General features: G+C 72.5%; 20 protein-coding genes. 15 read left to right on the top strand and 5 right to left on the bottom strand.

Annotated elements, in window-relative coordinates; genetic code table 11:
• Positions 1–60: 60 nt before the first annotated feature.
• Entirely contained in the window at positions 61–306 is a 246-nt protein-coding gene (locus ACWCP6_RS02205) for a hypothetical protein (protein WP_450930391.1), read from the top strand.
• An 81-nt stretch (positions 307–387) separates the two neighbouring features.
• On the opposite strand, the gene holA is transcribed toward ACWCP6_RS02205, so the two are convergent.
• Both holA and rpsT read right to left on the bottom strand, forming a co-directional pair.
• The gene (gene holA, locus ACWCP6_RS02200; protein WP_450930390.1) at positions 388–1374 is read right to left on the bottom strand and encodes a DNA polymerase III subunit delta; all 987 of its coding nucleotides are present in this window, start codon (positions 1372–1374) and stop codon (positions 388–390) included.
• A gap of 380 nt (positions 1375–1754) precedes the next feature.
• Positions 1755–2021 (bottom strand): 30S ribosomal protein S20, encoded by a 267-nt coding sequence (rpsT, locus tag ACWCP6_RS02195; RefSeq protein ID WP_450930389.1) that lies wholly within the window; start codon positions 2019–2021, stop codon positions 1755–1757.
• A 225-nt stretch (positions 2022–2246) separates the two neighbouring features.
• Here rpsT and lepA point away from each other — a divergent pair, with 225 nt between their 5' ends.
• From lepA to ACWCP6_RS02170, 5 genes are all read left to right on the top strand, one after another.
• A complete protein-coding gene (gene lepA, locus ACWCP6_RS02190; protein ID WP_450930388.1) occupies positions 2247–4121 on the top strand; it encodes a translation elongation factor 4 in 1875 nt (624 codons plus the stop codon).
• Between the two features lie 262 nt (positions 4122–4383).
• Entirely contained in the window at positions 4384–6273 is a 1890-nt protein-coding gene (locus ACWCP6_RS02185) for an AMP-dependent synthetase/ligase (RefSeq protein ID WP_450930387.1), read from the top strand.
• Positions 6274–6639: 366 nt separating this feature from the next.
• A complete protein-coding gene (locus ACWCP6_RS02180) occupies positions 6640–8697 on the top strand; it encodes a SpoIIE family protein phosphatase (protein ID WP_450930386.1) in 2058 nt (685 codons plus the stop codon).
• Between the two features lie 159 nt (positions 8698–8856).
• The gene (gene hemW / locus ACWCP6_RS02175; RefSeq protein ID WP_450930385.1) at positions 8857–10089 is read left to right on the top strand and encodes a radical SAM family heme chaperone HemW; all 1233 of its coding nucleotides are present in this window, start codon (positions 8857–8859) and stop codon (positions 10087–10089) included.
• A gap of 98 nt (positions 10090–10187) precedes the next feature.
• Complete coding sequence (locus ACWCP6_RS02170) at positions 10188–10766, top strand: Uma2 family endonuclease (RefSeq protein WP_450930384.1); 579 nt, start codon at positions 10188–10190, stop codon at positions 10764–10766.
• Here ACWCP6_RS02170 and ACWCP6_RS02165 read toward each other — a convergent pair.
• Together ACWCP6_RS02165 and ACWCP6_RS02160 are read right to left on the bottom strand one after the other, a co-directional pair.
• On the bottom strand, positions 10744–11625 hold the full coding sequence (locus tag ACWCP6_RS02165; protein ID WP_450930383.1) for a DUF3097 domain-containing protein: 882 nt from the start codon (positions 11623–11625) through the stop codon (positions 10744–10746). The genes ACWCP6_RS02170 and ACWCP6_RS02165 overlap by 23 nt on opposite strands.
• A 34-nt stretch (positions 11626–11659) precedes the next feature.
• Complete coding sequence (locus ACWCP6_RS02160) at positions 11660–12409, bottom strand: MBL fold metallo-hydrolase (RefSeq protein ID WP_450930382.1); 750 nt, start codon at positions 12407–12409, stop codon at positions 11660–11662.
• 207 nt (positions 12410–12616) lie between these two features.
• On the opposite strand from ACWCP6_RS02160, the gene hrcA reads away from it, so the two are divergent.
• The 9 genes from hrcA (at position 12617) to ACWCP6_RS02115 (ending at position 23200) form a co-directional block, all read left to right on the top strand.
• On the top strand, positions 12617–13633 hold the full coding sequence (gene hrcA, locus ACWCP6_RS02155) for a heat-inducible transcriptional repressor HrcA (RefSeq protein ID WP_450930556.1): 1017 nt from the start codon (positions 12617–12619) through the stop codon (positions 13631–13633).
• A complete protein-coding gene (gene dnaJ / locus ACWCP6_RS02150; protein ID WP_450930381.1) occupies positions 13634–14770 on the top strand; it encodes a molecular chaperone DnaJ in 1137 nt (378 codons plus the stop codon).
• A gap of 293 nt (positions 14771–15063) precedes the next feature.
• Positions 15064–16137, top strand: coding sequence for a nitronate monooxygenase (locus tag ACWCP6_RS02145; RefSeq protein WP_450930380.1), 1074 nt, complete (start codon positions 15064–15066; stop codon positions 16135–16137).
• Positions 16134–16883, top strand: coding sequence for a 16S rRNA (uracil(1498)-N(3))-methyltransferase (locus ACWCP6_RS02140; protein ID WP_450930379.1), 750 nt, complete (start codon positions 16134–16136; stop codon positions 16881–16883). The genes ACWCP6_RS02145 and ACWCP6_RS02140 overlap by 4 nt, the downstream gene beginning before the upstream one ends.
• Positions 16884–16921: 38 nt before the next feature.
• Positions 16922–17314 carry a VOC family protein gene (locus tag ACWCP6_RS02135; RefSeq protein ID WP_450930378.1) on the top strand — a complete coding sequence of 131 codons (393 nt, stop codon included), beginning with the start codon at positions 16922–16924 and terminating at the stop codon, positions 17312–17314.
• Positions 17315–17463: 149 nt separating this feature from the next.
• Positions 17464–20694 carry a S41 family peptidase gene (locus ACWCP6_RS02130; protein WP_450930377.1) on the top strand — a complete coding sequence of 1077 codons (3231 nt, stop codon included), beginning with the start codon at positions 17464–17466 and terminating at the stop codon, positions 20692–20694.
• A gap of 192 nt (positions 20695–20886) precedes the next feature.
• Positions 20887–21246, top strand: a complete 360-nt coding sequence (locus ACWCP6_RS02125; RefSeq protein ID WP_450930555.1) for a histidine triad nucleotide-binding protein — start codon at positions 20887–20889, stop codon at positions 21244–21246.
• A 20-nt stretch (positions 21247–21266) separates the two neighbouring features.
• The gene (locus ACWCP6_RS02120; protein WP_450930376.1) at positions 21267–22172 is read left to right on the top strand and encodes a ribonuclease Z; all 906 of its coding nucleotides are present in this window, start codon (positions 21267–21269) and stop codon (positions 22170–22172) included.
• 20 nt (positions 22173–22192) lie between these two features.
• Positions 22193–23200: an adenosine deaminase gene (locus tag ACWCP6_RS02115; protein ID WP_450930375.1), complete on the top strand. Its 1008-nt coding sequence runs from the start codon at positions 22193–22195 to the stop codon at positions 23198–23200.
• A 163-nt stretch (positions 23201–23363) separates the two neighbouring features.
• Here ACWCP6_RS02115 and ACWCP6_RS02110 read toward each other — a convergent pair whose 3' ends face one another.
• Positions 23364–24695: an MFS transporter gene (locus ACWCP6_RS02110; protein ID WP_450930374.1), complete on the bottom strand. Its 1332-nt coding sequence runs from the start codon at positions 24693–24695 to the stop codon at positions 23364–23366.
• Positions 24696–25059: the final 364 nt, after the last annotated feature.

Raw genomic sequence — 25059 nt, 5'->3', positions numbered from 1 at the left:
GCCCCCGGGGTGGGGCGCCCCGACGTCGGACCGATTCGAAGGTGGATGAAAAATGTGCACGTGACTGATGTGAGACATGTGCTGGTGATGCCGGATCGGGATGCGGCGGAGGAGGCGGCCGAGGCGCTCGGGGAGCGTTTCGGGCTGGTGGAGGACCCGCGGTTGGTGCGGGATGCGCTGGCGGGCGAGGACGACGCGGAGGACGCGCAGTGGCTCGTCGTCCTGGCGGACCCGGACGACGAACTCGACCCGAAGGCGCTGGACGAGTTCGCGGCGGAGTGGGACGGCTGGCGCGAGGAGCCGTAATGCCGGCCGGCTCGGACCGCGCTGCCGTGGTGTTCGGCGCTCCGGGTGGGGAGCCCGGCGCGACAGGTACGGAGTCCGCTGCTAGCCGCGCCGGGACCGGGCGGCGCGGGCGATCGTGACGACCGCCTTCTCCAGGGCGTACTCGGGGTCGTCGCCGCCGCCCTTGACGCCGGCGTCGGCCTCGGCGACCGCCCGCAGGGCGACCGCGACGCCGTCCGGGGTCCAGCCCCGCATCTGCTGACGGACGCGATCGATCTTCCAGGGCGGCATCCCGAGTTCCCGGGCCAGGTCGGCGGGCCGTCCTCCGCGTGCGGAGGAGAGCTTGCCGATGGCCCGCACACCCTGTGCGAGGGCACTGGTGATCATGACGGGGGCGACCCCGGTGGACAGGGACCACCGCAGGGCCTCCAGCGCCTCCGCGGCCCGCCCCTCCACGGCCCGGTCGGCCACCGTGAAGCTGGACGCCTCGGCCCGCCCCGTGTAGTAGCGGCCGACGACGGCCTCGTCGATCGTCCCCTCGACATCCGCCACGAGCTGCGCCGCGGCCGACGCGAGCTCCCGCAGGTCGCTCCCGATCGAGTCGACCAGGGCCTGGCAGGCCTCGGGCGTCGCGGACCGCCCCAGCGTGCGGAACTCACCGCGCACGAAGGACAGCCGGTCCGCCGGCTTGGTCATCTTCGGGCAGGCCACCTCCCGAGCCCCGGCCTTGCGCGCGGCGTCGAGCAGCCCCTTGCCCTTGGCTCCGCCCGCGTGCAGCAGCACCAGGGTGATCTCCTCGGCGGGGGTCCCCAGATACGCCTTCACGTCCTTGACCGTGTCGGCCGACAGATCCTGCGCATTGCGTACGACGACGACCTTGCGCTCGGCGAAGAGCGACGGGCTGGTCAGTTCGGCGAGGGTGCCGGGCTGCAACTGGTCGGGGGTGAGGTCCCGTACGTCGGTGTCGCTGTCGGCGGCCCTTGCCGCGGCCACCACCTGGTGCACGGCACGGTCGAGCAGCAGGTCTTCCTGGCCCACCGCAATCGTGACGGGGGCGAGGGGGTCGTCGTTCGCAGTCTTCCTGGGCATCGCGCTCAAGCATCCCACGCGGCACCGACAACGCGTCCGAACGCGGCGTCCGGCACCCACCCCCGCACACAGCCTCGCCCCGAACCGAGCTCCGTTCCGAGATCGGTCCCGAGCGCGAACCCACCCCCGCCCGCCCCGTCGGAGTGCATGCACGCCGAAGGCCCCGCTCCGCGTCCTGGGGAAGGACGAGGGACGGGGCCTTCGGGATGAACCGGATGGGTCCGCACCCGCGTGGCGAACGCAGGCCGCGTGCAGACCCGGGGGGTGCCGGTCGGGAGCGGATGAGAGAGGGCCCGCTCTGGTTCCTCCCGGCGGTCAAGTCGGTGAGCCGGACTCGATGAGCTGCTGCTCAGGGAGTCGGTGCTCGGTGAGTCGTCGACTCAGCCCTGGAGGGACGCGACCTTGGAAGCAAGCGCCGACTTCTTGTTGGCGGCCTGGTTCTTGTGGATGACGCCCTTCGAGACAGCCTTGTCCAGCTTGCGGGAGGCCTCGCGCGCGAGCACGGTGGCCTTCTCGACGTCACCGGCGGCGACGGCCTCACGGGTACGGCGGATCGCGGTCTTCAGGGAAGACTTGACGGCCTTGTTGCGCAGCCGGGCCTTCTCGTTGGTCTTGATCCGCTTGATCTGGGACTTGATGTTCGCCACGAATGAGCCTTTTCAGGTTCAGGCGCAGGAGACACCGAGGTGCCTGCGCCGGGGGTTTGATCTTCGATCCGTGCCTCGTGCTGAGAGGGCATGAGACACAGCTGCCCAGGTTACCAGTCGCCCTCGGAGCGGCCCAAACCGAGCCCGGTCCCGATCCGTGGGACCATGGAAGCTACGTATAGATCCGAGCCGAGGCGTGAGAAGCCTCAAGAGACAGGACCCTGCGTGCCCGCGACCCCTAAGCATGTGCCCGAGCCGAGCCGTACCGACCCGGCTCTGATCCGCAATTTCTGCATCATCGCGCACATCGACCACGGCAAGTCCACCCTCGCCGACCGGATGCTCCAGCTGACCGGAGTGGTCGAGCAGCGGCAGATGCGTGCTCAGTACCTCGACCGTATGGACATCGAGCGCGAGCGCGGCATCACGATCAAGTCCCAGGCGGTGCGGCTGCCCTGGGCCCCGACCACGGGCCCGGACCAGGACAAGACCCACATCCTCAACATGATCGACACTCCGGGTCACGTGGACTTCACGTACGAGGTGTCGCGTTCGCTCGCCGCGTGCGAGGGCACGATCCTGCTCGTCGACGCGGCGCAGGGCATCGAGGCGCAGACTCTCGCCAATCTGTATCTGGCGATGGAGAACGACCTCGCGATCGTCCCCGTCCTGAACAAGATCGACCTGCCGGCGGCGCAGCCGGAGAAGTTCGCCGAGGAGCTGGCGAACCTCGTCGGGTGCGAGCCGGACGACGTGCTGCGGGTGTCCGCCAAGACGGGCCTCGGCGTGGACGCGCTGCTGGACCGGGTCGTCAGGGAGGTGCCCGCACCGGTCGGCGTCGCGGACGCCCCCGCCCGCGCGATGATCTTCGACTCGGTCTACGACTCCTACCGGGGCGTCGTGACGTACGTACGAGTCGTCGACGGGCAGCTCGGCAAGCGTGAGCGCATCCGGATGATGTCCACGGGTGCGACCCATGAACTGCTCGAAATCGGCACGAACTCACCCGAGATGCTCCCGGCCGACGGACTCGGCGTCGGCGAGGTGGGCTATCTGATCACCGGTGTGAAGGACGTCCGGCAGTCCAAGGTCGGTGACACGATCACCCAGCTCACCGGTGGCGCCACCGAGGCGCTCGGCGGTTACAAGGACCCGAAGCCGATGGTGTTCTCGGGTCTGTATCCGCTCGACGGCTCCGACTACCCGGAGCTGCGCGAGGCCCTCGACAAGCTCCAGCTCAACGACGCCGCTCTCGTCTACGAGCCGGAGACGTCGGCCGCCCTCGGCTTCGGTTTCCGTGTCGGCTTCCTCGGCCTGCTGCACCTGGACGTGATCCGTGAGCGGCTGGAGCGCGAGTTCGGCCTCGACCTGATCGCGACCGCGCCGAACGTGGTGTACCGGGTCGTCATGGAGGACGGCAAGGAGGTCACGGTCACCAACCCGAGCGAGTTCCCCGAGGGGAAGATCGCGGAGGTGTACGAGCCTGTCGTGCGGGCCACGGTCCTCGCGCCGTCCGAGTTCATCGGCTCGATCATGGAGCTGTGCCAGAGCCGCCGCGGCACCATGCTGGGCATGGACTACCTGTCCGAGGACCGGGTCGAGATCCGCTACACGCTGCCGCTGGCCGAGATCGTCTTCGACTTCTTCGACCAGCTGAAGTCCAAGACGCGCGGGTACGCCTCGCTCGACTACGAGCCCACCGGTGAGCAGTCCTCCAGCCTGGTCAAGGTGGACATCCTGCTGCACGGCGACAAGGTGGACGCCTTCTCGGCGATCACGCACAAGGACGCCGCGTACGCCTACGGTGTGCGGCTGGTGGCCAAGCTGCGCGAGCTGATCCCGCGGCAGGCGTTCGAGGTGCCGGTGCAGGCCGCCATCGGCTCGCGGGTGATCGCCCGCGAGACCATCCGCGCCATCCGCAAGGACGTCCTCGCCAAGTGCTACGGCGGTGACATCTCCCGTAAGCGGAAGCTGCTGGAGAAGCAGAAGGAGGGCAAGAAGCGGATGAAGATGGTGGGCTCTGTGGAGGTTCCGCAGGACGCCTTCATCGCCGTGCTCTCGAGCGACGAGGGCGACGGCAAGGCGAAGAGCAAGAAGTAGGCCGGGTAAACACCCGAGCGGAGGACAAACGACCCAGGATGCAGGCGGTGCAGAACGCCGGAATCCGGGTGGTGTCGGACGGGCCCGTTGCGCGATGGCGCAACGGGCCCGCTGCCGTCTCGTTATGAAGAGGCAGCCCGCCGCCTCTTACGCACCGGGCTGCCTCGCTCTACTCTGATCACTGCTCGAGGTTACTCGCGAGTTAAACAACAATGAGGACTCCCGAGTACTTACACGCACTGTCGCGGGCCCGGAGGACGTCGTGAGCGACACACAGACCCTGATCGAGAACCGGCCGCCATCCGTGGCGAACCTCTTCCTGGAGCGCGTCGCGGCCACGCCGGACGCCGAGGCCTACCGGTATCCGGTACCCCCGGCCTCGGGGCAGGGCGCCGATGACTGGAAGTCGCTGAGCTGGCAGGAGGCGGCCGACCGGGTCTTCGCGATCGCGGCGGGTCTGGTCGAACTGGGGGTGCGCTCCGAGGAGCGGGTGGCCCTGGCGTCCTCCACGCGGGTCGAGTGGATCCTCGCGGACCTCGGCATCCTCTGCGCGGGCGCGGCCACGACGACCGTCTATCCGCAGACCAATGCCGAGGAGTCGGCGTTCATCCTGTCCGACTCGGGGAGCAAGGTCCTCATCGCCGAGGACGCCGGGCAGCTCGCCAAGGCCCGCGAGCGTCGTGCAGAGCTTCCGGAGCTCGCCCATGTCGTGGTCGTCGACGCCACCGGGGTGCAGCCCGACCCGGCCGACCCGGACGGATGGCTGCTCACGCTGGCCGACCTCGAGATGCGCGGGGCGGCCTATCTGGAGAAGCACCCGGATGTGATCAAGGAGCGGGTCTCGGCGATCACCGCCGACCAGCTCGCCACGCTGATCTACACCTCCGGCACCACCGGCCGGCCCAAGGGTGTGCGGCTTCCGCACGACAACTGGGCGTACATGGCGAAGGCCATCTCCTCGACCGGCCTCGTCGGCGCGGACGACGTGCAGTACCTGTGGCTGCCGCTCGCCCATGTCTTCGGCAAGGTCCTGACCAGCGGCCAGATCGAGGTCGGGCACGTCACCGCCGTCGACGGCCGGGTCGACAAGATCATCGAGAATCTGCCGGTGGTCCAGCCGACGTACATGGCGGCCGTGCCGCGCATCTTCGAGAAGGTGTACAACGGCGTCGCGGCCAAGGCGCGTGCGGGCGGCGCCGCCAAGTACAAGATCTTCCAGTGGGCGGCCGACGTGGCGCGCGAGTACGCCAAGGTCAGCCAGGACGCCTTCCGTCGCACCGGCACCGCGTCCGTGCCCTTCGGGCTCGGCGCGAAGCACAAGGTCGCCGACGCGCTCGTCTACTCCAAGCTCCGCGAGGCCTTCGGCGGCCGGCTGCGCGCCTGCGTCTCCGGCGCCTCCGCGCTGGCCCCCGAGATCGGCTACTTCTTCGCCGGCGCCGGCATCCACATCCTGGAGGGCTACGGCCTCACCGAGTCCTCCGCGGCCTCCTTCGTCAACCCCGGCGAGGCCTACCGCACCGGCACGGTCGGCAAGCCGCTGCCCGGCACCGAGGTGCGTATCGCGGAGGACGGCGAGATCCTGCTGCGCGGCCCCGGCATCATGCAGGGCTACCACGAGCTGCCCGAGAAGACCGCCGAGGTGCTGGAGTCCGACGGCTGGTTCCACACCGGCGACATCGGCGAGCTGTCGCCCGACGGCTACCTGCGGATCACCGACCGCAAGAAGGACCTCATCAAGACGTCCGGCGGCAAGTACGTGGCGCCCGCCGAGGTCGAGGGCCAGTTCAAGGGTGTGTGTCCGTACGTCTCCAACATCCTCGTGCACGGTGCCGACCGGAACTTCTGCACCGCGCTGATCGCCCTCGACGAGCCGGCGATCCTCGACTGGGCCAAGGAGAACGGCCTGGAGGGCAAGTCGTACGCCGAGGTGGTCGCCGCCCCCGCGACGGTCGAACTCGTCGACGGCTACGTCCGCGAGCTCAACGAGGGTCTCCAGCGCTGGCAGACCATCAAGAAGTTCCGTCTGCTGCCGCGCGACCTCGACATCGAGCACGGCGAGCTGACGCCCAGCCTCAAGCTGAAGCGCCCGGTCGTCGAGCGCGAGTACAAGGCGCTCATCGACGAGATGTACGCGGGCAGCCGCGAGTCGTGATGCGCAGGCCGGGTTCCGCGGGGCGCGCTCGCGGGGCCGGGTTCCGTGCGAGTCGACGGGGTGCGGGCCCCGCGACATGACCCGGGCCGAGTCCCCCCGCACGAGGCGGGACCCGGCGATCGAGCCACTCCCGCGCCACCCCCCACGCCCGGTTCCCCGCCGTGCGCACCCCGGACGACTCCGGGCCGCACGGCGGGGAATTGGCGTACCTGTGGCCGAATCTGTTCGGTCGTGAACGGATGCGTACCGGTGTTGTCGCCCGCGTCGGCCCAGTTGTGTAACTCCGCGCTTATGAACGGGTCCTGTCTGTCACGCTGGTGTGTGTTGCCTGAGAGGCATACGCCCGAAGTGCTCAGGAGCCGAACAGTGGGGCCCATTCCCATGCAGCGGGAGATCGCCGTCCGACCCGCCGCGCCGCCGGCCGGGCGGCCGGACGTACGGATGTCGCTGCCCGGAAACTCCCTGGCACCGGCGGCCGCGCGCCGCTTCGTACGGGACGTGCTCGACGGCTGGGCGGGCCTCTCCGGGCCCGTCGGGGATCTCGTCGGCGACCGGCTCGTCGAGGACGCCGTGGTCGTCGTCAGCGAACTCGTCACCAACGCGGTCGTGCACGCGGGCACGGACGTCGGCCTCGCCTGCCGCATGGAGCCCGTCGAAGCCGACGCGGGCGACACGGACCGGGACGACGGCGCCCTCGTCGTCGAGGTCTCGGACCAGCACCCGGGGCGTGGCCTGGACGGCGGTGCGCCGGCACCACCGCAGGGCACGGGCGAGTACGGGAGGGGCCTGCAGCTCGTCTCCGCGCTCGCCACCGCCTGGGGCGTCACCTACCGCGCCGGCACCAAGACCGTGTGGGCCCGCCTCCCGGCACGGGGCGCACGCCCCGAGCGCGAGCCGGGGGCGTACGGCGGCAGGGGCGAGCGCGTGGCGTACCCGGGGGCGGACGGCGGTGCGCCGGAGCGCGGGACCGCGCCGTCGGCCGACGGCGGGGCCGAGCCGTACGCCGGGGAGCGCCCCCCGGCCCGGACCCTGCGGGTCGCCGCCCCGGCATCCCGTCCCGCCCACGACCAGGACGCCGACGGCGACCTCGGCTGGGTCAGCCGCGGCGCCCTCTCCTTCCTCGCCGAGGCCTCCGACCTGCTCGCCGGACAGCTCGACGAGGACCTGGTCGCCGCCCTCACCGGCCAGCTCCTCGTGCCGCGGCTCGCGGACTGGTGCGCGGTGTGGCTGGGCGACGAGGCCGACCGCGCGGTGGCCGAGGCCGACGGGACCGGCGACCCCGGCGCCGGGGTCTCACCGGCCCGGGTGTGGCACCGCAACGAGCAGCTCATCGAGGAGCTGCGGCGCGCCCTGGAGAAGGAGCCGCCCCGGCTGCCCGACGTGCCGCGCACCGGCCCCGTGCCCGTCCCCTGGCCCGCCGCGGCCCTCAGCACGGACGGCACGGCCCTTGCATTCCGGCTGGTCGCGGGCGGCCGCCCGCTGGGCACCCTCGTCATCGGCCGCGCCGGCCTGACCCGGTTCCCCGACGAGGTCACCGGGCTGGTGGAGGACTTCAGCCGCCGGGTCGCGCTCGCCATCGGCGCGGCCCGCCAGTACGCACGCCAGGCCACCATCAGCCGGGTGCTCCAGCGCGGGCTCCTGCCGAGCGCGGTCGCCGAGATCCCCGGAGTGCAGCGCGCCCTGGTCTACGAGCCGCGCGAGAAGGGCGGGCCGGGCGGCGACTTCTACGACGTGTTCCCGGCGGCCGACGGACGCTGGTGCTTCGCGCTCGGCGACGTGCAGGGCAAGGGCCCCGAGGCGGCCGTCGTCATCGGGCTCGCCCGGCCCTGGCTGCGGCTGCTCGCCCGCGAGGGCTACGAGGTCGCCGAGGTCCTCGACCGGCTCAACCAGATGCTGCTCGACGACGCGACCGAGGCGGCGGACGCGGCGGCACGCGCGATCGCCGCCGTCGGAAGTCCCGAGCTCCCGCCCGAGGGCTCCCTGCCCCGCTTCCTTTCGCTGCTCTACGGAGAGCTGGTGCCCACCGAGGACGGCGTGCGCTGCACCCTGGCGTCCGCCGGGCACCCGCTGCCGCTGCTGCTGCGGCCCGACGGGGACGTGCTCACCGCCGCCGTGCCCCAGGTGCTGCTCGGGGTCGTCGAGGACGCGACGTACCGCAGCGAGACCTTTCACCTGCACGAGGGCGACACGCTGCTGTGCGTCACCGACGGGGTGACCGAGCGGCGCTGCGGACAGCGGCAGTTCGACGACGGCGACGGGCTCGCCGCGGCGCTCGCGGGCTGCACCGGGATGAGCGCGTCCCTGGTCGCGGAGCGGATCCGCCGGCTGGTGCACGAGTTCGCCCCGGGACCGCCGGAGGACGATCTTGCCCTCCTGGTGCTCCAGGCCCAGCACCGGGCACGCACGGAGCAGCCGGCCCCGTAGCCGCGCCGCTCCGCCTGCCCCTGTACGGGACGGGAACCCCCCGGACAGGCCCCGCCCGTGTTCCCCCGGACACCGCCCGCGCACCCCGGGCGAGCTCCGGGGAGCGGCCCCGCCGGCACGGGGACGGGGAAACCCCGCCGGTACGGGACAATGGAACGCATGCCTTCCGCACTTCCCGACGGCGAGCCCGTGCCCCAGGACGGGGCACTGCCCGCGCACGCCCTCGCCGGGGCGGCCGACCGGCCGCTCGGGTTCTATCTGCACGTCCCGTACTGCGCCACGCGCTGCGGCTACTGCGACTTCAACACCTACACGGCGACCGAGCTGCGCGGCACCGGCGGCGTCCTGGCCTCCCGCGACAACTACGCCGAGACGCTGACCGACGAGATCCGGCTCGCCCGGAAGACGCTGGGCGACGACCCGCGGACCGTGCGCACGGTGTTCGTGGGCGGCGGTACGCCCACGCTGCTGGCCGCCGACGACCTCGTACGGATGCTGGGGGCGATCCGCGACGAGTTCGGTCTCGCGGAGGACGCCGAGGTGACGACGGAGGCGAACCCGGAGTCTGTCGGCCCCGCCTATCTGGAGACCTTGCGCGCCGGCGGCTTCAACCGGATCTCCTTCGGTATGCAGAGCGCCCGCCGGCACGTGCTGAAGGTCCTCGACCGCACGCACACCCCCGGGCGGCCCGAGGCGTGCGTCGCGGAGGCCCGGGCGGCCGGCTTCGACCATGTGAACCTGGACCTGATCTACGGCACGCCCGGTGAGTCCGACGACGACTGGCGGGCCTCGCTCGACGCGGCCATCGGCGCCGGGCCCGACCATGTGTCGGCGTATGCGCTGATCGTCGAGGAGGGCACTCAGCTCGCCCGCCGCATCCGCCGCGGCGAGGTCCCCATGACCGACGACGACGTGCACGCGGACCGGTACCTCATCGCCGACGAGGTGCTGGGCGCCGCCGGCTTCGACTGGTACGAGGTCTCCAACTGGGCCACCACCGACGCCGGCCGCTGCCTGCACAACGAGCTCTACTGGCGCGGCGCCGACTGGTGGGGCGCCGGCCCCGGCGCCCACAGCCACGTCGGCGGCGTCCGCTGGTGGAACGTCAAGCACCCCGGTGCCTACGCGGCAGCCCTGGCCGAGGGCCGCTCCCCGGGCGCGGGCCGCGAGGTGCTGGCCGACGAGGACCGGCGCGTGGAGCGCATCCTGCTGGAGCTCCGGCTCCGCGAAGGCTGCCCGCTGTCCCTGCTCAAGCCGGACGGGCTGGCCGCGGCGGAGCGGGCCCGGGACGAGGGGCTCCTGGAAGCCGGCCCGTACGCCGACGGACGGGCCGTCCTCACCCTGCGCGGGCGGCTGCTGGCGGACGCGGTGGTCAGGGACCTGGTGGACTGATCACCCGGTGGGGTGAACCGGTGCGAAGGCGGTGTGGGCTGCCTACGCTGTCCGTAGCCTGCGGCCATGACACGGCGGCAGAAGTGGAGGGCAGGGAGATGACCGCTGTGGACGATCACCGCATGACCCGGCTCTTCGAGAACCTGGAGGTTCCTGAGGGAGTCAAGGTCGAGCTCCTCAGGGGGGAAATCGTGATGATGGCGGGGCCCGATCTCGTGCACAACGAGATCGTGGAAGCGGTCCAGGATCAGATCCCCCGCAAACGCTGGCAGCGCCTGCAGACGCAGGACATCGGGATCCCCCGCGAGATCAGCGAGCCCCAGCCCGACCTCGTGGTGCTGGAACGCGGCACCGGCCCCGATTCCGGGCGGCTGCTGCCGTCCGAGCTGGTCACGCTGGTGGTGGAAGTCGTCTCCAGGACCAGCATCGACCGTGACTACGGGGTCAAGCGGTCGATCTACGCGGCCGGCGGGGTTCCCGCCTACTTGATCATTGATCCCGTCGTGGCCCACTGCGTCCTGCTCACCGAGCCCGTGGGAACAGGCGAGGAAGCCGACTACCAGGCGCAGCGAATCAGCAAGTTCGGTGACTCCGTGCCGCTCGAGCTGCTCGACGTGGAACTGGACACCAGGGAATTCGGCATCCTTCCCGGTGTCAGGCGGCACAATCGGCCGTGACGAAGTCGATCAGCTCCTCGACCCGACCGAGGAGTTCCGGCTCCAGGTCCTTGTAGCTGTGCACCGAGCCGAGGATGCGCTGCCAGGCTGCGCCGGTGTTCTCCGGCCAGCGCAGTGCCCGGCACACGCCGGTCTTCCAGTCCTGCCCGCGGGGCACGGCCGGCCATCCGGCGATCCCCACCGACGACGGCTTCACCGCCTCCCAGACGTCGATGTACGGGTGGCCCACCACCAGTGCGTGCTCGCCGGTCACCGACTCGGCGATGCGCCACTCCTTCGTACCGGGCACGAGGTGGTCGACGAGCACGCCCAGCCGGGCGTCCGGGCCCGGGGCGAACGACGACACGATCGCGGGCAGGTCGTCGATGCCCTCCAGGTACTCCACGACCACGCCCTCGATCCGCAGGTCGTCGCCCCACACCTTCTCGACGAGTTCCGCGTCGTGGCGGCCCTCGACGTAGATGCGGCCGGCCCGGGCGACCCGGGCGCGGGCGCCGGGCACGGCGATCGAACCGGAGGCCGTACGGGAGGGCCGCACCGGTGCGGCCGCCGCGGGGCGCACCAGTGTGACCGTCCGCCCCTCCAGCAGGAAGCCGCGTGGTTCCAGCGGGAACACCCGGTGCTTGCCGAAGCGGTCCTCCAGGGTGACCGTCGGTCCCTGGGCCGTCTTCTCGCAGCGCACCACCGCACCGCAGAACCCCGTCGCCACCTCCTCGACCACGAGGCCCGGCTCCGCCGCCACCTCGGGCGCGGGCCGCTGCTTCTTCCAGGGCGGCGTCAGATCGGGCGAGTACAGCCGGCGCTGCGGGTCCGAGGGGCGCTCGTCGGAGGGACGGTGGCGGGAGGCGGGAGGGAGCATTCGCACGACGATAGGAGAAGCGGGGCCGCGTGAACTACGACACGCCGAACCGGGCCGCCAGCTCGGCGCGTTGCGCGCGGACGAACTCCGCATTCACGGCGCAACCGTGTCCCGGCACGTACACGGCGTCGTCCCCGCCCAGGGACAGCAGGCGGTCCAGGGCGGCCGGCCAGCGGGCCGGCATCGCGTCGGGGCCCGCCTGCGGCTCGCCGGACTCCTCGACCAGGTCCCCGCAGAACACGATCTCGGGGGATGTGGGCGTGGCGCGGACCAGGACCGCCAGATCGTGCCCCGTGTGCCCCGGGCCCGCGTTCGCCAGCAGCACCTGGACACCGCCCAGGTCGAGCGTCCACTCGCCACTGACCAGGTGGCGGGGGAGGACCAGCAGGTCGGCGGCCTCGGCAGCGGCCTGCGCATCGAGCCCGTGCCGCACCGCGTCCGCCCTCAGCTCGTCGTGGCCGCGCTCGAGGACCCCGTCGACGCCGACCGCCCCGAACACCTCGACGCCCGAGAACGCCGCGGCGCCCAGCACATGGTCGAAGTGCGGGTGGGTGAGCGCCAGGTGCGTGACCCGGCGGCCCGGGCCGAGCAGCCGCTCCGCCTCCGCCCGCAGCCCGACCCCCTCGCGCAGGTTCGACCCGGCGTCGACCATGAGCGCCCCGTCGTCCCCGACGATCAGCCCCACGGTGCAGTCCCACACCGGCAGCCGCCGTCGCCCGACCCGCCCCGTCAGCCGCTCCCAGCCCCCCTCGTCCCACGCCGGACCGTTCACCGGAGCGTTCACCCGCCCGCTCTCCCTTCCCAAGTCAGCCTCATACCGCGACGCTAGTCGCACCCACGGTCACCGGCACCACGTCGCAGGACCGGCCTTGCCCACGGCGCACCCACCGGCCGTACACTGGGCCGGGGAATGCTGGCACTCAACACCGGGGAGTGCCAGGACGAGAGCCGCAGGACGGACAAGCGGGACAGGCCAACTGGAGGTGTGCGCGTGCTCAGTGAACGCAGGCTCGAAGTATTGCGCGCCATCGTCCAGGACTACGTCGGCACCGAGGAGCCCGTCGGTTCCAAGGCGCTCACGGAGCGGCACCGCCTCGGCGTCTCGCCGGCCACCGTGCGCAACGACATGGCGGTCCTGGAGGAAGAGGGCTACATCGCCCAGCCGCACACCAGTGCCGGGCGCATCCCCACCGACAAGGGCTACCGGCTCTTCGTCGACAAGCTCGCGGGCGTCAAGCCGATGACCGCGCCGGAGCGGCGTGCGATCCAGAACTTCCTGGACGGCGCCGTCGACCTCGACGACGTGGTGGCCCGCACCGTCCGGCTGCTCGCCCAGCTGACCCGCCAGGTCGCGGTCGTGCAGTACCCCTCGCTCACCCGCTCGACGGTTCGCCATGTCGAGTTGCTTTCGATGGCTCCGGCCCGTCTGATGCTCGTCCTGATCACGGACACCGGGCGCGTCGAGCAGCGCATGGTGGACTGCCCGGCGCCGTTCGGCGAGACCTCGCTGGCGGATCTGCGGGCGCGGCTCAACAGCCGGGTGGCCGGGCGCCGGTTCACGGACGTGCCGCAGCTGGTGCAGGACCTGCCGGACTCGTTCGAGAGCGAGGACCGCGGTACGGTCTCGACGGTGCTCTCCACATTGCTGGAGACTCTTGTCGAGGAGACCGAGGAGCGGCTGATGATCGGCGGCACCGCCAATCTCACCCGCTTCGGACATGACTTTCCCCTCACCATCCGGCCGGTGCTGGAGGCGCTGGAGGAGCAGGTCGTGCTCCTCAAGCTGCTGGGTGAGGCCAAGGACTCGGGCATGACCGTACGGATCGGTCATGAGATCGCCCACGAAGGACTCAACTCCACGTCCGTGGTGTCGGTCGGCTACGGTTCGGGCGGCGAGGCTGTCGCCAAGCTCGGCGTGGTCGGCCCGACCCGCATGGACTATCCGGGAACGATGGGAGCAGTACGCGCAGTGGCACGTTACGTCGGACAGATCCTGGCGGAGTCGTAAGTGGCCACGGACTACTACGCCGTACTCGGCGTGCGCCGCGATGCGTCCCAGGACGAGATCAAGAAGGCGTTCCGGAGGCTCGCCCGCGAGCTGCACCCGGACGTCAACCCCGATCCGAAGACGCAGGAGCGCTTCAAGGAGATCAACGCCGCGTACGAGGTGTTGTCGGACCCGCAGAAGAAGCAGGTCTACGACCTCGGCGGCGACCCCCTGTCGCAGGCGGGCGGTGGCGGGGCCGGCGGCTTCGGTGCCGGTGGCTTCGGCAACTTCTCGGACATCATGGACGCCTTCTTCGGTACGGCGTCCCAGCGGGGCCCGCGCTCGCGCACGCGGCGCGGCCAGGACGCCATGATCCGGCTCGAGATCGAGCTCGACGAGGCGGCCTTCGGCACCACCAAGGACATCCAGGTGGACACCGCCGTGGTGTGCACCACCTGCAACGGCGAGGGCGCCGCACCGGGCACGTCCGCCCAGACGTGTGACATGTGCCGCGGCCGTGGTGAGGTCTCGCAGGTCACCCGGTCCTTCCTGGGCCAGGTCATGACCTCGCGGCCGTGCCCGCAGTGCCAGGGGTTCGGGACCGTGGTGCCCACGCCGTGCCCGGAGTGCGCCGGTGACGGGCGGGTGCGGTCGCGTCGGACGCTGACCGTGAAGATCCCGGCCGGTGTGGACAACGGCACGCGGATCCAGCTCGCCGGCGAGGGCGAGGTCGGGCCCGGCGGCGGTCCCGCCGGTGACCTGTACGTCGAGATCCACGAGCTGCCGCACGCCGTCTTCCAGCGGCGCGGCGACGATCTGCACTGCACGGTCACCATTCCGATGACGGCGGCCGCGCTCGGCACGAAGGTGCCGCTGGAGACGCTGGACGGGCTCGAAGAGGTCGACATCCGGCCCGGTACGCAGTCCGGGCAGTCGATCCCGCTGCACGGGCGCGGAGTGACCCATCTGCGCGGCGGCGGGCGCGGCGACCTCGTCGTGCACGTCGAGGTGCAGACGCCGGGCAAGCTCGATCCCGAACAGGAGCGGCTGCTGCGGGAGCTGGCGAAGCTGCGGGGCGAGGAGCGCCCGACGGGGCAGTTCCAGCCAGGTCAGCAGGGGCTGTTCTCGCGGCTCAAGGATGCGTTCAACGGGCGGTGACGCCTTGCGCGATCCCCGGTGCGGGGCGCCCTCACGGGTGCCGGCACCGGGGATCGCGCGTTCCGGGGTGCCCGCCACCGGGGCCGGCCCGCGCGCCACGGCTGCCCGGCACCGGGGCTGTGCCCACCCCCGGGCTCTCGACCGCGCAGAGGGCACTCCCGTCGCCCTGCGGGTACGGCTGCCCGCGGCAGGCTGGTGCGGTCGTCAGGTGAAGCGATCAGAACGCGTCATTGGACTATGCCACCTGGTCGGCCGGATTCGGTCTTGTGGGCGGGACGTGGCACCATGCGGGCATGTCCTCCGCGCTGACCGATCTTTTTCCGGTTCCGATCGTGCAGGCCCCGATGGCGGGTGGTGTTGCCACACCGGAGCTCGCCGCCGCCGTGTCCGAGGCCGGCGGGCTCGGGTTCCTGGCCGCGGGGTACAAGACCGCCGACGGCATGTACGCGGAGATCAAGCAGCTGCGCGGGCTGACGAACCGGCCGTTCGGCGTCAATCTCTTCCTGCCGCAGCCGGAGTACGCGGATCCGGCTGTCGTCGGCGTCTACGCCCATCAGCTGGCCGGCGAGGCCACCTGGTACGAGACCGAGTTGGGCGACCCGGACAGCGGCCGCGACGACGGGTACGAGGCCAAGCTGGCCATTCTCCGCGACGACCCGGTGCCGGTCGTCTCCTTCCACTTCGGATGCCCCACCCGTGAGGTCGTCGACGCGCTCGCCCGCCGCGGCACGCGCACCCTGGTCACGGCGACCACGCCCGAGGAGGCGCAGGCCGTCCAGTGGGCGGGCGCCGACGGCGTGATCGTGCAGGGCGTCGAGGCCGGCGGCCACCAGGGCACCCATCGCGACACCCCGGAGATCGACGGCGCGGGCATGGGCCTGCTGTCGCTGATCGCGCAGATCCGCGAGGCCGTGCAGATCCCCGTCGTCGCCGCGGGCGGCCTGATGCGCGGCGCGCAGATCGCCGGAGCGCTCGCCGCCGGCGCGTCGGCGGCGCAGCTCGGCACCGCGTTCGTGGTGACGCCCGAGTCGGGCGCCCACCCGCTGCACAAGCAGGCCATGACCGACCCGCTGTTCGTGCGGACCGAGCTGACACGGGCGTTCTCGGGACGGCCCGCGCGCGGGCTGGTGAACCGTTTCATGCGGGAGCACGGCCCGTACGCCCCCGCCGCCTACCCCGAGATCCACCACCTCACCTCCGGCCTGCGCAAGGCGGCGGCGAAGGCGGGCGACCCGCAGGGCATGGCGCTGTGGGCGGGCCAGGGCCACCGGCTCGCGCGGGAGCTGCCCGCCGGGCGGCTCGTCGAGGTGCTGTCCGCCGAAATCGACGCGGCGAAGTCGGCGTTGGGACTGCGGGGCGCCGCATGACCGCGCCGGTCTTCGTCGTCGACCACTTCCGGGCGGGGCCGGACGGGCGGTACGTCCTGGAGGGTCCCGAGGGGCGGCACGCCGTCTCCGTGAAGCGGCTGCGGCCCGGCGAGGAGGTCGTCCTCACCGACGGCGCGGGCCGCTGGGCCGACTGCTCGGTGGTGGCCACCGAGGGCAAGGACCGGCTGGTCGTCCACATGGCGTCGGTGTCGGAGGAGCCCGAGGAGGCGCCGCGCATCACCGTGGTCCAGGCCCTGCCCAAGGGCGACCGGGGCGAACTCGCCGTCGAGACGATGACGGAGACCGGCGTCGACGCGATCGTGCCGTGGTCGGCGTCCCGCTGCATCACCCAGTGGAGGGGCGATCGCGGGCTGAAGGCCCTCGGCAAGTGGCGGGCCACCGCCCGCGAGGCCGGCAAGCAGGCCCGGCGGGTGCGCTTCCCCGAGGTCACGGACGCCATGACGACCAAGCAGGTCGCCGCGCTGCTCGCGAAGGCCGACCTGGCGGCCGTCCTGCACGAGGACCGGGACTACGGCAGTGCGCCGCTGGCCACCGCCGAACTGCCCGCGTCCGGCGAGATCGTGCTGGTCGTGGGCCCCGAGGGCGGGGTCTCGCCCGACGAACTGGATCTTTTCGCCGAAGCGGGCGCCCGCGCCTACCGGCTGGGGCGTAGCGTGCTGCGTACGTCGACCGCGGGGACGGCGGCTGCCGCACTGCTCCTCGGGCGCACCGGCCGCTGGTCCTGACCCTCGCGGTCCAAGGACCCTCCCGAAGGAGACCAGCGGTGGAACTCGCCCAAGTGCGACTGCTCGTCACGGACTTCCGTGCCTGCTACCACTTCTACGCGGACGTACTCGGACTGAAGCCGCAGTCCGGCGCCGTCGACGGGCCGTACGAGAAGTTCAGCCCCACGACGGGTTCCGCGGGCATCGCGCTCCAGGACCGGGCGATGATGGCCGAGATCCTCGGCGAGCTCAAGGACACCGTCAACGGCCACCGTTCCCTGGTCGTCCTGCGCGTGGACGACCTCGACGCCTACTGCGCGGAGATCACCTCCCGGGGCGCCGTTCTGATCCACGGCCCCGCCGCCATGACGGACCGCATGCGCGTCGCCCACCTCAGGGACCCCGAGGGCAACCTCGTGGAGATCCAGGAGTGGCTGCTCCTGCGCGGCTGACGCGCGGCCCCGTCCGGGGCGGGCACCTCGTCCGCCCCGGCCCCGGCTCCGTGACCGGCACCCGGACGGTGGCCCGGATGTCACCGCCCGTTCAGGGGAAGTGATCGAAACCCCTGACCGGGACGGGTCGCGCTGCCTAGGGTGATCGTGTGACGCAGCCTGGGTATCTTCGGTTTCCGCATGTCCACGGTGAGTTGGTCGCCTTCACGGCGGAGGACGACGTCTGGGTCGCTCCGCTGACCGGAGGCCGGGCCTGGCGGGTGAGCGCCGACAACGTCCCGGTCGGCCATCCACGGATATCCCACGACGGCACGACCGTGGCATGGACGTCCACGCGTGACGGCGCACCCGAGGTGCACATCGCGCCCGTCGACGGCGGGCGGTCCACCCGGCTGACGTACTGGGGCAGTTGGCAGACCGGTGTCCGCGGCTGGCTGCCCGACGGGCGGGTCCTCGCCCTCAGCACCCAGGGGCAGGCATCCCTGCGGCGCTCCTGGGCCCACGCGGTGCCGCTGGACGCGGGCCCGGCCGAGGTCCTGCCGTACGGCCCCGTCGGGAACGTCGCCCACGGCCCGGAGTCCCGGGTGGTCCTGCTGTCCGCGCCGATGGGCCGCGAGGCGGCCTGGTGGAAGCGCTACCGGGGCGGCACCGCCGGCAAGCTGTGGATCGGCCGTGCCGCCGACGGGGACACGGACGGCGACGGCGGGTTCGTCCGGCTCCACGACGACCTGGACGGCAATATCGAGTACCCCGCGTGGGCGGGAGAGCGGATCGCCTTCCTCAGCGACCACGAAGGCGTGGGCGCGGTCTACTCGTCGCTCGCCGACGGCTCCGACCTGCGCCGCCACACCGCGGTCGACGGGGGAAGCTTCTACGCCCGGCACCTGGCCACCGACGGCACCCGCCTCGTGTACTCCAGCGCCGGAGCCCTCTGGATCCTCGACGACCTCGACGGAGCCGAACCGCGGCCCCTGGAGATCCGGCTCGGCGGGCAGCGCACCGACCTGCAGCCGCACCCCGTGAGCGCCGCCCGCTGGTTCGGCAACGGCGCGCCCGACCACACCGGACGCGGCAGCGCCCTGTCCGTGCGCGGCGCCGTCCACTGGATCACGCACCGCGAGGGCCCCGCCCGCTCGCTCTTCGCCGAACCCGGCGTACGCGCCCGACTGCCCCGCACCTTCCGCGCCGAGGGCGAGGAGCACGTGGTGTGGGTGACGGACGCGGAGGGCGACGACGCGCTGGAGTTCGCGCCCGCCACCGGACTCGCCCCGGGCGCGACGCCCCGCCGGATCGCCGCCGGCCGGCTCGGCCGGGTGCTCGGTCTTGCGATGGCGCCCGACGGCAGCCGCGCCGCCGTGGCCGCGCACGACGGGCGGGTGCTGCTCGTGGAGCGGGAGAGCGGGGAGGTGCGGGAGGTCGACCGGAGCGAGGACGGGGAGGCCACCGGGCTCGTCTTCTCACCCGACTCGGCGTGGCTCGCCTGGTCGCACGCGGGCCCTTCACCCCTGCGGCAGCTCAAACTCGCCAACACCGCGGACCTCTCCGTCAGCGAGGCGACACCGCTGCGCTTCCGCGACTACGCACCCGCGTTCACCCTCGACGGCAAGCACCTGGCCTTCCTGTCCGCCCGTGCCTTCGACCCCGTCTACGACGAGCACGTCTTCGACCTCGCCTTCGTCGGCGGCTCACGCCCGCACCTGATCACGCTGGCCGCGACCACACCGTCCCCCTTCGGGCCGCAGCGGCACGGCCGCCCCTTCGAGGCTCCCGACAAGGACGAGACACCCGAGAGCGAGGGCGCGCCCGTGACGCGCATCGACCTCGACGGGCTCGCGGACCGGATCGTGCCGTTCCCCGTCGAGGCGGCCCGCTACTCGACGCTGCGGGCGGCCAAGGACGGGCTGCTGTGGCTGCGGCACCCCGTGACCGGCGTGCTCGGCGCGTCCCGGGCCACACCGGACGACCCGGAGCCCAAGTCGGACCTGGAGCGGTACGACCTGGCGCAGCAGCGCGTGGAGCATCTCGCGTCGGACGCCGACCACTTCGCGGTCACCGGCGACGGCAAGCGGGTGCTGCTGTGGACCGGCGGCAAGCTGAAGGTCGTGCCCAGTGACCGGCGGGCCTCCGGCGACGAGGACAGCGACACCAACATCACCGTCGACCTGTCCCGGGTCCGGCAGACCGTCGACCCGGCCGCCGAGTGGCGCCAGATGTTCGACGAGGCGGGCCGCATCATGCGGGACAACTTCTGGCGGCCGGACATGGGCGGCGTCGACTGGGACGCCGTGCTCGACCGCTACCGGCCCGTGCTCGACCGTGTCGCCACCCATGACGACCTCGTCGACCTGCTGTGGGAGGTGCAGGGCGAACTCGGCACCTCGCACGCCTATGTGAGCTCGTCGGGCGGCTGGGGCGGGGCGGAGACCCGGCAGGGGCTGCTCGGCGCCGACCTGTCCCGGCACCCCGACGGGCTGTGGCGGGTCGACCGGGTGCTGCCGTCCGAGACGTCCGACCCGCGGGCGCACGCACCGCTCGCCGCACCGGGCGTCGCGGTGCGCGCGGGGGACGCGATCGTCGCGGTCGCGGGACGGCCCGTCGACCCGGTGACGGGACCCGGCCCGCTGCTGGTGGGCACGGCCGGGAAGCCCGTCGAACTCACCGTCTCGCCCGCGGGCGGAGGGGACCCCCGGCACGCCGTGGTCGTCCCCATCGACGACGAGGAGCCGCTGCGCTACCACGACTGGGTGGCGGGGCGGCGGGCGTATGTGCACGAGAAGTCCGGCGGACGCCTGGGCTATCTGCACGTCCCCGACATGCAGGCGCCGGGCTGGGCGCAGATCCACCGCGACCTGCGGTTCGAGGTCACCCGCGAGGGCCTGGTCGTGGACGTCCGTGAGAACCGCGGCGGCCACACCTCCCAACTGGTCGTCGAGAAGCTCGCCCGCCGTATCGTCGGCTGGGACCTGCCGCGCGGCATGCGGGCCTCCAGCTATCCGCAGGACGCGCCGCGCGGGCCCGTCGTCGCCATCGCTAACGAGTTCTCCGGCTCCGACGGCGACATCGTCAACGCCGCGATCAAGGCCCTCGGTATCGGCCCGGTGGTCGGCACTCGCACCTGGGGCGGCGTCGTCGGCATCGACAGCAGGTACCGGCTGGTCGACGGCACGCTCGTCACCCAGCCCAAGTACGCCTTCTGGCTGGAGGGCTACGGGTGGGGCGTCGAGAACCACGGCGTCGACCCGGACGTCGAGGTCGTCCAGACCCCCCAGGACCATGCGGCCGGCCGTGACGTACAGCTCGACGAGGCCATCCGCATCGCGCTGGCGGCGCTGTCCGAGAATCCGGCGAAGACGGCACCGGAGCTGCCGGAACTGCCCTGACAGGGCCGCGCCGGCCGCCCCCGTCGGACCGGGGCGGCAGGCGCGGTGCCGGCCGGCGCCGTCGGCATGCGTGCCGCCGAGGCGGTACGGCCGGACGTGCGGCGGCCTCGTGCCGATAGCATGCGGGTGCGTGATCACTGTGAGCGTCGCGGCGGCCCGGGGCCGCCGCCGTGGAGTCGAGGAGGCGTGACCGTGGCCGGAGAGCCGCAGGACGACTGCCTGTTCTGCAAGATCGTCGCGGGTGAGGTCCCGGCGACCGTCGTACGGGAGTCGGACACCACCGTCGCCTTCCGCGACATCAACCCGCAGGCACCGACGCATGTGCTGATCATCCCCCGGGTGCACTACCCGGACGCCGCGTCGCTCGCCGCCGCCGAGCCGCAGATCGTCGCGGACATAATGCGGGAGGCCCGCGAGGTCGCCATCGAGGACAAGATCGAGGACCGGGGCTACCGGGTCGTCTTCAACACCGGCTCCGGCGCCGGCCAGACCGTGTTCCACGCGCATCTGCACGTGCTCGGCGGCCGCGGCCTGCAGTGGCCCCCGGGATAGCCGGGGAGCGGTAACCGACCTTGTCCGTACGCGAATTGGTGGTGCTCGGCACCGCCAGCCAGGTCCCGACCCGGCACCGCAACCACAACGGCTACGTCCTGCGCTGGGACGGTGAGGGCATCCTCTTCGACCCCGGCGAGGGCACCCAGCGCCAGATGCTGCGGGCCGGGGTCGCCGCGCACGACCTGAACCGGATCTGCGTCACGCACTTCCACGGCGACCACTCGCTGGGCCTGGCCGGGGTGATCCAGCGGATCAACCTCGACCGGGTCCCGCACCCGGTCACGGCCCACTACCCGCGCTCCGGGCAGCGGTTCTTCGACCGGCTGCGGTACGCGACCGCGTACCGCGAGACCGTCGCGCTGACCGAGGCGCCGGTCTCGGCAGACGGCGCCCTCGGGACCGGCCCGTCGTACACCCTGGAGGCCCGCAAGCTGTCGCACCCCGTCGAGTCCTACGGCTACCGGCTCGTGGAACCCGACGGGCGGCGCATGGTGCCCGGGCTGCTCGCCGCACACGGCATCGGCGGCCCCGACGTGGGGCGGCTGCAACGCGACGGTGAACTCGACGGCGTGACGCTCGACCAGGTCAGCGAGGTGCGCCGAGGGCAGCGGTTCGCCTTCGTCATGGACACCCGGCTCTGCGACGGCGTGTACGCGCTCGCCGAGGGCTGCGACATGCTCGTCATCGAGTCGACGTTCCTCGACGCGGACGAGGAACTGGCCACCGAGCACGGCCACTTGACTGCGGCCCAGGCGGCCGGTGTCGCGCGGGACGCCGGGGTGCGGCATCTGGTGCTCACCCACTTCAGCCAGCGCTACACCGACCCGGAGGAGTTCGAGCGGCAGGCGCGTAGCGCGGGGTTCGCCGGAGAGCTGACCGTCGCGAAGGACCTCATGCGGGTGCCGGTGCCGAAACGCGCATGAAGCGGACGTACCATGCCGTAATGCCTCTGCCGAAAGCCGAACTGCACCTGCACATCGAGGGCACCCTCGAACCCGAGCTGGCCTTTGCGCTCGCCGCACGCAACGGTGTTGCCCTGCCGTACGCCGACACCGAGGAGCTGCGCAGGGCGTACCTGTTCCGCGACCTCCAGTCGTTCCTGGATCTGTACTACGAACTGATGGCCGTGCTCCGCACGGAAGCGGACTTCGAGGAGCTCGCCGACGCCTATCTCGCGCGCGCCGCGGCCCAGGGCGTCCGGCACGCCGAGATCTTCTTCGACCCCCAGGCGCACATGGCGCGCGGCGTCGGGATGGGCACCGTCGTCGAGGGCCTGTGCCGAGCGCTCGACCGGAGCGAGCAGCGGCACGGCGTGTCCACCCGCCTCATCATGTGCTTCCTGCGGGACCAGTCCGCCGAATCCGCGCGGGAGACGCTGGAGGCGGCGAAACCCCATCTGGACCGGATCACCGGCGTCGGCCTCGACTCGGCCGAGGTCGGCAACCCGCCGGCCAAGTTCCGCGAGGTGTACGAGGCCGCGGCCGCGCTGGGTCTGCGGCGCGTCGCCCACGCGGGTGAGGAGGGCCCGCCCTCCTACATCACCGAGGCCCTCGACGTGCTCGGCGTCGAGCGCATCGACCACGGGCTGCGCTGCCTGGAGGACGAGGATCTGGTGGCCCGGCTGGTACGCGACCGCATCCCCCTGACCGTGTGCCCCCTGTCGAACGTCCGGCTGCGCGCCGTGGAGATCCTGGAGCACCATCCCCTGCGGCGGATGCTCGACGCCGGGCTGATGTGCACGGTCAACTCCGACGACCCCGCGTACTTCGGGGGGTACGCCGGTGACAACTTCGGAGCGGTGCGCACGGCGCTGGAGCTCACGGACGAGCAGCTGCGGGTGCTGGCCCGGAACTCGTTCGAGGCGTCGTTCCTGGAGGACGACGAGGAGCGGCGGGCGCGGTACGTGGCGGAGGTCGAGGCGTACGACTTCGCCGCGGGCAGCGGAACATAGGGCGCCGTGGGGCGGGGTGCTGCCGCGGACTTCCCCGAACCCGCCCCCTCCCGGAACCGGGCGTTGCCCCGGTCCCGACGAGCGCGTGCGGTGAGGGCTCGCGGCGCGGCGGCCCCCGGCGGGGGCCGCCGCCCATGACCAGGAGAAGGGGCGGGGCAGGAGGTCAGACGGCCCGGGTGAGCGGAAGGGCCGCAGCCCCGTCCGCGGAGACGTGCCCCTGGACCACCGGGATCTCGACGACCGTCTGCTCCGGTGCCCCCACCCGGGGCACCGCCCCCGTGGAGCTGCCCGCCGTCGCGGCGACCACCGCCGCGGGCGCGCCGCCGCGCCGCCGCACGGCGCCGGGCACCAGCGGCCGCCCGGCCGCACGCAGTGCGACCCCGGTGAGCGGGGCCGCCAGGAGCAGCAGCCCGCAGCCCAGGACGAGCCCCATCACGGGGTATCCGGCAGCCGCCGAGAGCAGGCTTCCGGCCAGCGGCCCGCACGCGGTGCCGAGGGACGAGGCCGACCCTGCCAGCACCGCCCAGCGGCCGCGTGCGTCCAGCGAGGCGGCGAGGCCGATCAGGTAGGAGAGGACCACCGGGTAGGCGATGTTCCACGCGATCTCCCCGGTCGCGAACGACGTCAGGTCGTCGGCGGACGCACTGACCACGATGCAGCCCGCGATCACCGCGGTCCCCATCCCGATCGGCACCGCCCGGCCGAGCCGTGCGCCCAGCGCACCCGCCCCGATGACACCCAGCAGCCCCGCACCGAGCGCCGTCGCGAACACCGCGCCGACGGTGGCCTCGCCGAGCCCGGCCTGGTCGGTGCCGATCCGGCTGCTCACGCCCCACAGCGAGTTCTGGGCCAGCGACCAGCAGAGCATCGCGGCCGCGAGGATCCGCCCCGAGCGCCGGTACGGCAGCGGGCCGCGCGGGGTCCCGGCGTGGCCCGGCAGCGCGGCGCCGGTCAGGCTTCCGGTGGCCGGCCAGGCCAGCAGCGCGGTGAGGGCGAGAGCGGCGAAGGGCAGCCCGTGCCCCGAGCCCACGAAGGGGAGCGCCGGGATGTGAGGAATGGTCAGGTACACCGCCCCGGCCAGCGCCGAGACGCTCAGCAGACCGAGCGTCGAGGTGCGGTGCGGGTCGCGCTGCGCGGCGATGCCCGACGCGGCGACCGTCGTCGCGGTGCCCGATCCGAAGCCGCCCGCCATCGCGCCGGCCACCACGACCGGCACGGTGTCCGACAGCGCGGCGCAGCCGTACCCGACGGCCGCGATCAACAGTCCGGCGCGGGCCAGCCGGCGCGGCCCGAACCGCTCCACGCGTGCGGCGAGCGTGAACCCGGCCATGGCCGAACAGAGCAGCAGCGCACTGCCGACGAGCCCCGCCTGTGCGGGCCCGAGCCCCAGCCGGTCGCCCAGCCGTCCGACGACGGTGGGCAGGAGGTACGGGGCGAGATAACCGGCGGTGAAGAGGGCGACGAGAGGGAGGGCGGAGGTGCGGCGGGCGGACACGGGCGTTCCCAGGACAGGCGTGACGACAGGGGCGGGCGAAGCGGAGAAGGCAGGGGGAGCCCCGGAGGAGGCAGGGCGGAGCCCGGCAGGGGGCAGGGGGGAGCGAGGCAGGGCGGAGCGGGGGAGAGGGTGATGCGGGGGGAGGGGGAGCGGCTGTCGGCGGCGCACGCGCGACAGGAGCGCGGGGCAATTTGTATCAAGCGGGGGGAGCTGCACAGAAGTCGGGACGGTGTGATCTACGGCACTTGATGTTTGGGCCCGGAGGTCCCGGGTAGTGATGCGCGTCCTGTGAGGGCGCCGGCGGGGCGTCGGCGTGACTCCGGGCAGGCCGTCGCGGGGACTTCCGTGCGGCCCCGGGCCGGCC

The sequence above is a fragment of the Streptomyces sp. NPDC002004 genome (assembly GCF_053593975.1).
The sequence above is the reverse complement of the archived record's forward strand: the minus strand, read 5'-3'. Positions and strand labels throughout refer to the sequence as shown.